The organism is Nocardioides sp., from assembly GCF_051876515.1.
GTDB lineage: Bacteria > Actinomycetota > Actinomycetes > Propionibacteriales > Nocardioidaceae > Nocardioides.
Genome location: NZ_JBJEHY010000130.1, coordinates 1 through 10,170, shown reverse-complemented (window position 1 = coordinate 10,170; position 10,170 = coordinate 1). Strand labels below are relative to the sequence as shown.

Below are 10,170 nucleotides of genomic sequence, written 5' to 3'. Positions count from 1 at the left end.
ATGACCCAGGTGACGACGAAGGAGAAGGCCGCGACCGCGAGGATGGCCACGATCTGGCGCCACAGGAGGGAACCGCCGCCGCCGTAGAAGACCCCCTCCTTGCCCGCGACGCCCTCGGTGGCGAAGAAGCCGACCATGATCAGGCCGACCAGACCGCCGGCACCGTGCACGCCGACCACGTCGAGGGTGTCGTCGACGTTGATGCGGTACTTCAGGGTGACGGCGAAGGCACAGACGAGGCCGGCGACCAGGCCGGTGATCAGCGCGCCGACGGGGTCGACCTCACCACAGGCCGGGGTGATGGCGACCATGCCGGCGACGGCCGCCGAGCCGACCCCCATCATGGTCACCCTGCGGGTGCGCCAGTACTCCACCAGCGGCCAGGTGACCATGGCGCCGGCCGCGCCGAGCTGGGTGTTGATGAACGCGGTCGCGGCGGTGCCGGTGTCGCGGACGGCCGAACCGGCGTTGAAGGCCAGCCAGCCGAACCACAGCAGGGCCACACCGATCATGACCAGCGGAATGTTGTTGGGGCGCGGTTCCTGGCGGCGGAAGTCCCGGGGCCCCCTGACGACCAGGGCGGCGGCCAGCCCGGCGATCCCTGAGTTCAGCTCCACCGGCAGGCCGCCGGCGAAGTCGAGCGCCCCGAGGTGGTGCGAGATCCACCCGTGGTCCGTGTCGAAGACCCAGTGGGCGAGCGGCACGTACACGCACAGCAGCCAGAGCGCCGAGAAGACCAGCCATCCCCGCATCGTCGCCCGGCCGGCGATCGACCCGCTGATCAGCGCCACGGTGACGATGGCGAAGCCCATCTGGAAGGTGGCGTAGATGTACGTCGGGATCGAGCCGGTCAGGGTGTTCGGCTCGATGTCCCGCATGAGGGCGTGGTCGAGGTTGCCGATCAGGCCCACGCCTCCGACGTCCGGGCCGAAGGCGAGCGAGTACCCGACGAGGAACCAGAGGATGGTCACGAAGCACAGCGAGGCGAAGCTCATCTTGAGCATCACCAGGACGTGCTTGGTCCTGACCATGCCCCCGTAGAAGAAGGCGAGAGCCGGTGTCATCAGCAGCACCATCGCCGCGGCCGCCAACATCCAGGCGGTGTCACCCGAGTCGTAGGCCGGAGGCATGGGTGCGAGGGCGGTGATCATGGACGGGGTCTCCTGATCGACGGGACCTACTGCTTCCGCAGGTCGGGGGCGGGATGACCGAGGAGCAGGCGGCGTACCGCGTCCCAGGCCGCGTGGACCGCCGCTGTGACGCTGGGCTGCTCGCGGCCGAGGATCCGGGTCCAGGCCCCGCACTCGTCGGGCAGGACGCTGGCGCCGTGCAGCACGTCGGCGCCCTCCAGCGACCCGTGCAGGGTGTCGGCGATCTCCCGGGCGGGCCGCCGGGGGCTGATCACGTAGACCGAGGCGACGTGGTCGTATGCGGCGAACACCCCGGGGCCGGTCACACCGCCGATGTCCTCGGGGCGCAGCCTCATGGTGTCCACGGCCAGCAGCGTGCCGTCCGGGCGGCGGATCTCCAGGTCGCTGGTGAAGACGGTGTACTCGTGCCGCTCGCCTCGTGCCAGGCGCCCGGCGGTGACCGTCTCGGCGTAGACGACCGTGGCCGTCTCGTCGGCGGTCACCACCGAACTCTGGTGGAAGCGGGACCCGGCGAAGGGGATGACGGCGTCGGGAACGTACTCGACGTAGGCGCCCTCACCCGCGGTCAGGTGGACCCGCTGCGTCGCGTAGTCGTGCTCCATCCGGTACACCTTGGTGGCGGCCTGAGTGGTGAACAGGGCCTGGGTACCGGGGCCGCACACCAGGTCCTGGCGGTAGCGGTCGGCCTGGGCGACGCCGCCCCCGGTGGCCATCACGTAGGTGAAGGCCATGCCCGGGACCTCGGGGTCGACGTAGAGCGGCCGCATGATCTGCAGCGGGGTCTTCTGGTAGCGGCCGGTCAGCTCCGTCCGGTCGCCCCGCAGCGCGAACTCCAGGTCGAGGATGCCCACCTTGGCCGGCGAACCCGGCCCGAGCGTGTCGGGCCGGGAGGCGAGGGCCGCGACCTCCGGGGGGAGGCGGGCGATTTCATAGTGCTCGGGGGCGAGCCGGTCCAGGACGGCGGGCACGTCAGACCAGAACCGAGCGCCGGGACTCCAGGTACGCGACGACCTCGTCCACGCCCTTGCCGGAGAGGCAGTCGGTCAGCTGCACCGGTCCCTCTCCGCGTACCCGGTGAGCGTCCGACTCCATGACGCCGATGTCGGTGCGCACGTACTGGGCAATGTCGATCTTGTTGATGACCAGCAGGTCGGAGTCGGTGATGCCCGGTCCGCGCTTGCGGGGCATCTTCTCGCCCTCGGCGGTGTCCAGCACGAAGATGAAGAGGTCCACCAGGGCCGGGCTGAACGTGAGGGTGAGATTGTCGCCGCCGCTCTCGTACAGCAGGATGTCGATGTCGGGGTGGCTCTCCAGCATCTCGGCGCCGGCGGCCAGGTTCATCGTCGGGTCGTCACGCACCGCGGTGTGCGGGCAGGCGCCGGTCTCGACACCCACGATCCGGTCGCCGTCCAGGATTCCGTCGAGGGTGCGCCGGATGTGCTGGGCGTCCTCCTGCGTGTAGATGTCGTTGGTGATGACGCCCGGACGGCGCCCCTGGTCGATCAGGATCGGGACGATCGCCTCGATGAGGGCGGTCTTCCCGGACCCGACGGGCCCGCCGATCCCGACCCGCAGAACGTTGTCGCGCATGGTGTTTCCTCTCTGTGCCGGCCGGGCCGGTCAGCTCGCGAAGAGCCGGGCCTCGGCCCGCTCGTGGCGGGCGGACATGATGTCCGCCGCGAATGTGGTGGCCCCCAGGTCGCCGAGACCGCGGGCGAGTGCCCGTTCGGTGGTCTCCTCGATGACCGGGACGCTCCGCCTCAGCAGGACCTGGGCCAGGCGGTGGTCGGTCAGCCGCAGCCTGAGCGCCGCGCCGGCGAAGCTCGCGCAGAAGGCGAACAGGTCGGCGGCGACCGCCTGCCGGGCCGGGACGCCGGTGGCCGCGTAGACGACTCCGGCGGCGACCGCCTGGGTTCCCGGGGCACGACGCGCCTCCACCTCACCGTGGTAGCGGTCGATCCCCGGCCGCTGGAAGACCTCGGCGGCCAGGTCGAGCAGTTGGCGCCCGGTGCGGGTCGCCGCGGAGCGCATCTCACGGTTGAGCTTGGTGGCGTTCAGACGCCGGTCCACGGCGGCCACCGCCTCCCAGTCCTCCGCCGCCGCGGCCCGGTGGGCCAGGGCCAGCGCCGTGGCGTCGCAGGGGCCGACGCCGTGACGCAGCAGGTCGTTCAGGAGCCTCGGGAGGGATGCGCGGTCGACCGCGCCGGCCTGCGCGAATCCCTCCAGGCTGTGGGACAGGGTGTAGAAGCCGCTCGGGAACGCCGAGTCGGTCAGCTGGAGGCTGGTCAGCAGGTGCCCCAGGGCGGTCACCGGCGCGGCCGGGCCCCGGCCGGAGGCCGCTCCCCCGGCACTCTCGTCGCGGTACACGTGCTCAGGCCAGGAAGAAGAGCTGGTTGAGCGGCAGCTTCTGGGCGGGGTCGATCGTCACGACCTCGCCGTCGACCGTGACCCGGTACGTCTCGGGGTCCACCTCGATCTTCGGGAGCTTGTCGTTGCGCACCATCGAGTGCTTGCCGATCGTGCGGGTCTTGCTGACAGGCAGCACCCTGCGTTCCAGGCCGAGCTTCTCGGGCACCCCGGCCGCGATCCCGGCCTGCGACATGAAGGTGACGTGGGTGGCCTGCAGCGCCTTGCCGTACTGGCCGAACGAGGGGCGGTAGTAGACCGGCTGCGGGGTCGGCAGGGAGGCGTTGGGGTCGCCCATCTGCGTCCAGGAGATGATGCCGCCCTTGATGACCATCTTCGGCTTGGCACCGAAGGAGTGGATGGGCCACAGGACGATGTCGGCGAGCTTGCCGGTCTCCAGCGAGCCCACGTGGTCGGAGATGCCGCAGGCGATGGCGGGGTTGATGGTGACCTTGGCCAGGTAGCGCAGGACCCGCTCGTTGTCGTTGCGCGCGGAGTCCTCGGGAAGCGGCCCGAAGGCCTCCTTGCAGACGTGCGCGATCTGGAAGGAGCGGGTGACGGACTCGCCGACGCGGCCCATCGCCTGGGAGTCGGAGGAGACGATGCTGATGATGCCCCGGTCGTGCAGGACGGTCTCGGCGGCGATCGTCTCGGCCCGCACCCGGCTGTCGGCGAAGGCGACGTCCTCGGGGATGTCGTGGCTGAGGTGGTGACAGACCATCACCATGTCGAGCAGCTCGTCCACGGAGTTCTTCGTGTACGGCAGCGTCGGGTTGGTGGAGGAGGGGATCATGTTCGGCTCGCCGGTGACCCGCAGGATGTCGGGGGCGTGGCCACCGCCCGCGCCTTCGCTGTGGAAGGTGTGGATGGTCCGGCCGTTGATCGCCGAGCGGGTGTCCTCGAAGAAGCCGCCCTCGTTGAGAGTGTCCGTGTGGATGGCCACCTGGACGTCGTGCCGGTCGGCGACGGCGAGCGAGGTGTCGATGACCGCGGGCGTCGAGCCCCAGTCCTCGTGGACCTTGAGCGCGGCGGCGCCGGCCTCGATCTGCTCGTCGAGGGCCTCCGGGCGGCTGCCGTTGCCCTTGGCCATGACACCGAGGTTGACCGGCAGGGCCTCGGCGGACTGCAGGATGCGGGCCAGGTTGTAGGGACCCGGGGTGCAGGTCGTGCCGTTGGTCCCGTCGGTGGGCCCGGTGCCGCCGCCGAAGAGGGTGGTGATGCCGTTGCTGAGGGCCTGCTCGCACTGCTGCGGTGAGATGAGGTGGACGTGCGAGTCCATCGCTCCGGCGGTGGCGATCAGGTGCTCACCGGCGATGACCTCGGTGCCGGTGCCGACGACCAGGCGCGGGTGCACGCCGTCCTGGGTCTGCGGGTTGCCGGCCTTGCCGATGCCCGCGATGAACCCGTCCTTCACGCCGATGTCGCACTTGATCACACCGAGCACCGGGTCCATGACCACGGCGTTGGTGATGACCAGGTCCAGAGCGCCCTGGGCGGCGGTGGCCTGCGGGTCGGAGGACATGCCGTCGCGCATCGTCTTCCCACCGCCGTACACCACCTCGTCCCCGTACGATCCCTCGCGGACATCCTTCTCGACCTCGACGACGAGGTTGGTGTCGGCGAGCCGGAACCGGTCGCCCGTGGTGGGACCGAAGAGGTCGGCGTACTGCTTGCGGGAGAGGGTGGGCATGTCAGTGGGATCCCTTCTTGTTCTTCTTGGCCTCGGTCCTGCCCGAGTCCGCGCCCTTGTGGCCGGTGGCGCCCGCCTCGTGCTTCAGGCCCTCGGCGCGGGCGCCGAGGAAGCCCAGTCGCTCGGCGCGGGCGACCGCCTCCAGGCAGGCGGCCTGCGAGCGGACGCTGCCGTTGAGCAGGCCGCTGAAGCCGTGCAGCCGGCCGGTGCCCGCGTAGGTGCAGAGTTCGACCTCGTGGGTGCCGCCGGGCTCGAAGCGGACAGCCGTGCCGGCGGCGATGTTGAGGTGCATGCCGATCGTGGCGTCGCGGTCGAAGTCCAGAGCGGAGTTGGCCTCGAAGAAGTGGTAGTCCGAGCCCACCTGGACCGCGCGGTCGCCGGTGTTGCGGACGGTGATCTTGAGGGTGGGCCGGCCGGCGTTGATCTCGATCGGCTCGTCGGCGTACTGGTAGCGCGGGGGAAGCGTCATCGCGGACTCCTGTGTGAGGGGACGAGGTCGGGAGCGGCTCCCTGGTGCCGGACGGGGGGCTCCGCCCCCGCCCTCGGTGCGTGGGACGGTGTTCCGTGGTGGTGACCGCCACCGGGGTCCGGGCCGGCGCCATGGCTGTCGCCGTGGCCGTGGGAGTGACCGTGGCCGTGGCCGTGGCCGTGGCCGTGATCGTGGTCATGGCCGTCCGGGCCGTGGCTGTGGGCGTGACCGTGGTCGTGGTCGGCGGCCAGAGCGCGGGCCACTCCGTCGTCACCGGACCGCTCGTACCGGTCCTGGGCCTCGCGGACCCGGGAGGCGAGCACCCCGGCGGCGGCGGACCCCGACAGCAGCGGGCCGCCGTACTCGGTGTGCGGCACGCCCGTCGGCTCCGGCACCGCCCAGGCGGCCGGGAGGACGACGACGCGCGGCGCGCCGAGGGCACGGCAGCGCCGGACGCCCTCGGCCAGGCCGGGGTCGCCCCCGAGCAGGGCGACCTCCACGGTGCGGTGTCGGCCGTACTGCCTCACCAGGCGGGCGGTGCGGAACAGGTCCGCGTCGCTGAACGGGTCGCCCGAGGGAGCGGTGACCAGCAGGGCCCGGTCGTCGGGGATGCGGGTGGCCAGCGTGCGCAGCCAGCCGACGAGGTGCGCGGTGGTGGCGAACGGCTCCGCCAGCACGGTGCCCGCCCGCTCCGACGCGTCGAGAGCCAGCAGGGTGCGGGCGGCGTCGGCGACGAGTGAGGGGTCCCGGCCGAGCGTCATCGGCACCACGCAGACCCGCTCTCCGTCGGCCCGTGCGGAGCGGACCTCGCGGACGAGCTCCCGCCCCCCGGCCACACGGACGACCTCGGGCCCCAGTACGCCGGTCAGGGCCGCCGCTCCGTCGCTCTCGTGACCGCCGACCGCGATCACCCGGCCGGTCATCTCAGCCACCGACGGGGTCGTGGCAGGAGACGAGCTTGTTGCCGTCGTCGAACGTGGCCTCGACCTGGAGCAGCGGAAGCATCTCGCGCACTCCCGGCATGGTGCCGTCCTCGGCCACCACGTGCCGGCCCAGTTCCATGCAGTCGGCGACGCTCTTGCCGTCGCGGGCCCCCTCCAGAATGGCCTCGCTGATCAGCGCCACCGACTCGCTGTAGTTCAGCTTCAGTCCGCGCTCACGGCGCTTGCGGGCCAGGTCGGCCACGACGTAGATGAGGAGCTTGTCGATTTCCCGGGGCGCAAGGTTCATGGCTGCCTTCCTCGATGGACATGCCGCACGGTGTGCGGGTGGCTCAGGACTTGTCGTCGTCGATCAGGGTGATCCGCGGCAGCAGCGGAACCGCCGCCAGCAGCGCCCAGGTGGTGATGTTGAACGGCCAGGTGAAGGTGTGACTGCCGAAGACCTTGAAGAGGACCGAAAGTGAGGCCGTCAGGCCGGTGCTGGCGGCGGCGGCCACCACGGTGTAGCCGTAGTTCCACGGGGTGGGCCGCAGCAGGACGACACCGAAGGCGAGGCTCGTCAGGACGGCGTTGTAGCCGTAGATCCCCTCGCCGATCAGTGCCGCCGGGGCTCCCAGGGCCCACGCGGTGAGCAGGCCGACGACACTGCCGACCGCAGCGAAGATCCCGACCTTCCAGCCGGCGAGGAAGAGGCCGACCAGCATGATCAGGCCCACGTACCAGGTGCCGGCGAAGAAGATCTGGGAGACGTTGGTGAAGAAGCCCTGCCACAGGTCCGTCCAGCTGACGACGGGGCTCGTGGGCACGGCCGGGGTGATCGCCGTCGCCGGGGTGCCGTGCCAGACCCGCTCGAAGGAGGGAGCGCCCAGGACCATGACGAGCGCCACGAAGCAGAAGGGCCCGGTGAACGCCCTCAGCCCGAAGGGGGCCAGCAGATGGCCGAGGGTGGCGGTGACCAGGGTGCACATGACGGCGGCGGCGACGGCCAGGACGTAGCTGGACGGGTGGTTCCCGAGGTAGACCACGATCGCGATGGCGCCGAGGACGCCGCAGTAGGACATCAGGCCCTGCGTCACGGTGTCGTGACGGACGTTCAGGAACTGGGCGGTCAGCGTCGAGACCACGGCGCCGATCGTCGCGAACAGGCCCATCTCCCAGCTCTCCACCCAGAGGGCGGCCAGGATCAGCAGCGAGGTCCACACGCTGGGCTGGAAGTCCACCTGCCCGACGCCGCGCAGGGAGCCGAGCCCGAAGCGTCGCAAGCCGGAGTCGGCCGGGGCCTGGGCAGGGGCGGGCGCCACGGACGGTGAGGCCACTGGTTCTCCTTGGGGCGAGCTGCGGGATGCGCCGAACGAGGCGGGGTCGCGGAACCTCTGGCCGGGTGCGGAGGGCTGGCCGACGTCTGCGGCTAGCGTGACGATATGCACCTTTTGGGCGGTACGCACCGACATCCACACCCTGATCACTCACCCGGGTCACAGATCCCGGTCGTCGCCGTGGTGGCACTCGGGGGAGCCGTCGGAGCCCTCCTGCGCTACAGCGCGGGCCGGATCTGGCGCAACGGCTCCGACGCCTCCCTCCTGTGGCACCAGGGCACGGCCGCCTTCCCTTGGACGACGCTGCTGGTCAACGTCGTGGGCTGCTTCCTCATGGGAGTGCTGACCATCGCGCTCAAGGAGCGGTTCACCGGCGCCCCCCGGCTCCTCAACCCGATGCTGGGCACCGGAGTGCTCGGCGGGTTCACCACGTTCTCGTCGTACAGCGACGACACCCGGCGGCTCATCGAGAACGGCCAGCCGCTGACGGCCGTCGGCTACCTGTTCCTGACGGTCGCCGCCTGCATGGTGGGCATCGTCCTCGGGGTGGCGATGACCCGCCTGGTGCTCACCGGCGGGGTCACGGAGAACAAGCACGAGGGCGGTGCCTGATGGGTGAGTGGTTCCTGGTCCTGGCCGGCGGTGCCGTCGGCGCGCCCACCCGCTACCTGATCGGCCTGGCGGCCCGCACCCGTCTGCCCTCCTCCTTCCACTGGGGCACCTTCCTGGCCAACATGGCCGCCGCCCTGCTCCTGGGCTTCCTCGTCGAGGCCGGGACCGAGGGCGCGCTCGGCACAGCCGGGCAGGCGCTGCTGTCCACCGGTTTCTGCGGCGCGCTCTCCACCTGGTCCACCTTCTCCAAGGAGGTGCTGGCCCTGACGGACGCCAGACGGGTCGCCGGGGCCGGCGGCTATCTGCTGGTCACGGTCGCCCTCGGTCTCGGCCTGTCGTTCGCGGGCGGGGCGCTCGCCCAGGCGATCTGGTGATCCCGCGCCCGGAAGGCGCGCTCCGGCGCGGGCTGCGCCGACTGCCCCGGCCACCCTCGCTCGACCGGGGTCGCGCCGTCCGGGCCCTGTTCGCGTTCGCGCTCGCCTTCGGAAGCGTCACCGCGGTGGCGGGCGCGGAGTACGGCGCCTTCGCCGCGATGGGCTGCTACCTCGACGCCTACGGGACCCGCGACCCCCGTCCGCGGCGGGCCCTGCTGACCGCGCTGCTGGGCGGCGGGTTCGTGCTCGCCTTCTTCGCCGGTTCACTGGCGGCGGGGCACACCTGGGCGATGGTGGTGGTGCTCTCCCTGGTGACCGCGGCGGCCACCCTCTTCGTCGACACCCTGCGTCTGAGCGGCCCCGGAGGCTACTTCGTCCTCCTCGTCGCCGCCCTGGCCGCCTTCCTGCCCCCCGCCGACCTGACCGAGGCCGCGCTCCGCTCGGGCCTGGTCGCCCTCGGAGCCGCCTGCGCCTGGCTGTTCAACTCCGTCGGTCGGCGCTCCCCCCGGCACCGGCCGGAACAGCGCGCGGCCGCCGCCGCGCTGGAGGAGGTCGCGGCCTTCGCCCGCGTGGTGGGCGAGGCCGGGCCCGGCCGGCCCGAGGGCTCGTCCGCCGACGCCCATCGCCGGGCCTGCGCCTCACTCCACCGGGCCTGGACGGCCTTGGACGACACCCGGAAGGGGTGGCGGCCGCACCCGCCGGACGCCCGGCAACTGGCGCTGCACGCGCTGCTGATCCGGCTCGAAGGCGTTCTCGCCGTGGTGGAACAGAGTCTCGGCGGGGGTGGCGCCGCCCTCCCCGGCCGGTGGCCGCACCGGCTCTCGGAGGCAGCCGGGCGGGTACGCGCCGGGCACCTCCCCGGACCAGGGTCCATGCCGACGGCTGCCGAGGACGGGCGCGCGCCGTCGGAGCCCGCCGCGCGATGGCCCACGCCGCTTCCGCCGCGCGGAAGTCCCGGCGCCGGGCTGCGGCGGCTGTCCGCGCTCTCGTCGCCGTACCCGGCTGTCGCACTGCGGGTGGGTCTCGCGGTCGCGGTCGGCACCACCATCGCGGCCTTCGTGCCGGTCCTCCACCCGGCCTGGGTGGCGGTCGGGGCGGCAGCGGCGCTGGCCTGTCTGGCTGAGACGCAGAGGCTGAACGTGAAAGACAATGCTGCCGCTCGCGGGGCAGAGCTGCACGCTGGGCTTTTGGCTTTGCAGGGGAAATATGAG

The 10,170-nt window shown here is 71.8% G+C and carries 12 protein-coding genes; 3 read left to right on the top strand and 9 right to left on the bottom strand.

Annotated elements, in window-relative coordinates; all coding sequences use genetic code 11:
• The 9 genes from ACI379_RS09465 to ACI379_RS09425 form a co-directional block, all read right to left on the bottom strand.
• Positions 1–1,151, bottom strand: a 1,151-nt coding sequence (locus ACI379_RS09465; RefSeq protein ID WP_439791834.1) for an ammonium transporter, incomplete at its 3' end; no start/stop codon positions are given.
• Between the two features lie 26 nt (positions 1,152–1,177).
• Complete coding sequence (locus tag ACI379_RS09460; protein ID WP_238469532.1) at positions 1,178–2,119, bottom strand: urease accessory protein UreD; 942 nt, start codon at positions 2,117–2,119, stop codon at positions 1,178–1,180.
• Between the two features lies 1 nt (position 2,120).
• Positions 2,121–2,741 (bottom strand): urease accessory protein UreG, encoded by a 621-nt coding sequence (ureG, locus tag ACI379_RS09455; RefSeq protein ID WP_030695663.1) that lies wholly within the window; start codon positions 2,739–2,741, stop codon positions 2,121–2,123.
• Between the two features lie 30 nt (positions 2,742–2,771).
• On the bottom strand, positions 2,772–3,518 hold the full coding sequence (locus ACI379_RS09450; protein ID WP_030695662.1) for an urease accessory protein UreF: 747 nt from the start codon (positions 3,516–3,518) through the stop codon (positions 2,772–2,774).
• 4 nt (positions 3,519–3,522) lie between these two features.
• Positions 3,523–5,247, bottom strand: a complete 1,725-nt coding sequence (gene ureC / locus ACI379_RS09445) for an urease subunit alpha (RefSeq protein WP_030695661.1) — start codon at positions 5,245–5,247, stop codon at positions 3,523–3,525.
• Position 5,248: 1 nt separating this feature from the next.
• The gene (locus ACI379_RS09440; RefSeq protein ID WP_030695660.1) at positions 5,249–5,716 is read right to left on the bottom strand and encodes an urease subunit beta; all 468 of its coding nucleotides are present in this window, start codon (positions 5,714–5,716) and stop codon (positions 5,249–5,251) included.
• Positions 5,713–6,648 carry a sirohydrochlorin chelatase gene (locus ACI379_RS09435; RefSeq protein ID WP_439791833.1) on the bottom strand — a complete coding sequence of 312 codons (936 nt, stop codon included), beginning with the start codon at positions 6,646–6,648 and terminating at the stop codon, positions 5,713–5,715. The genes ACI379_RS09440 and ACI379_RS09435 overlap by 4 nt, the downstream gene beginning before the upstream one ends.
• Positions 6,641–6,946 carry an urease subunit gamma gene (locus ACI379_RS09430; protein ID WP_030695658.1) on the bottom strand — a complete coding sequence of 102 codons (306 nt, stop codon included), beginning with the start codon at positions 6,944–6,946 and terminating at the stop codon, positions 6,641–6,643. Before ACI379_RS09430 ends, ACI379_RS09435 begins: the two co-directional genes overlap by 8 nt.
• Before the next feature lie 43 nt (positions 6,947–6,989).
• Positions 6,990–7,973, bottom strand: a complete 984-nt coding sequence (locus ACI379_RS09425) for an urea transporter (RefSeq protein WP_037665035.1) — start codon at positions 7,971–7,973, stop codon at positions 6,990–6,992.
• Between the two features lie 180 nt (positions 7,974–8,153).
• Here ACI379_RS09425 and ACI379_RS09420 point away from each other — a divergent pair, with 180 nt between their 5' ends.
• The 3 genes from ACI379_RS09420 to ACI379_RS09410 all read left to right on the top strand — a co-directional run.
• The gene (locus tag ACI379_RS09420) at positions 8,154–8,585 is read left to right on the top strand and encodes a fluoride efflux transporter FluC (protein WP_439791832.1); all 432 of its coding nucleotides are present in this window, start codon (positions 8,154–8,156) and stop codon (positions 8,583–8,585) included.
• Complete coding sequence (locus tag ACI379_RS09415; protein WP_047467208.1) at positions 8,585–8,959, top strand: fluoride efflux transporter FluC; 375 nt, start codon at positions 8,585–8,587, stop codon at positions 8,957–8,959. Before ACI379_RS09420 ends, ACI379_RS09415 begins: the two co-directional genes overlap by 1 nt.
• Positions 8,956–10,170, top strand: a 1,215-nt coding sequence (locus ACI379_RS09410; RefSeq protein WP_439791831.1) for a hypothetical protein, incomplete at its 3' end; no start/stop codon positions are given. The genes ACI379_RS09415 and ACI379_RS09410, both read left to right, overlap by 4 nt.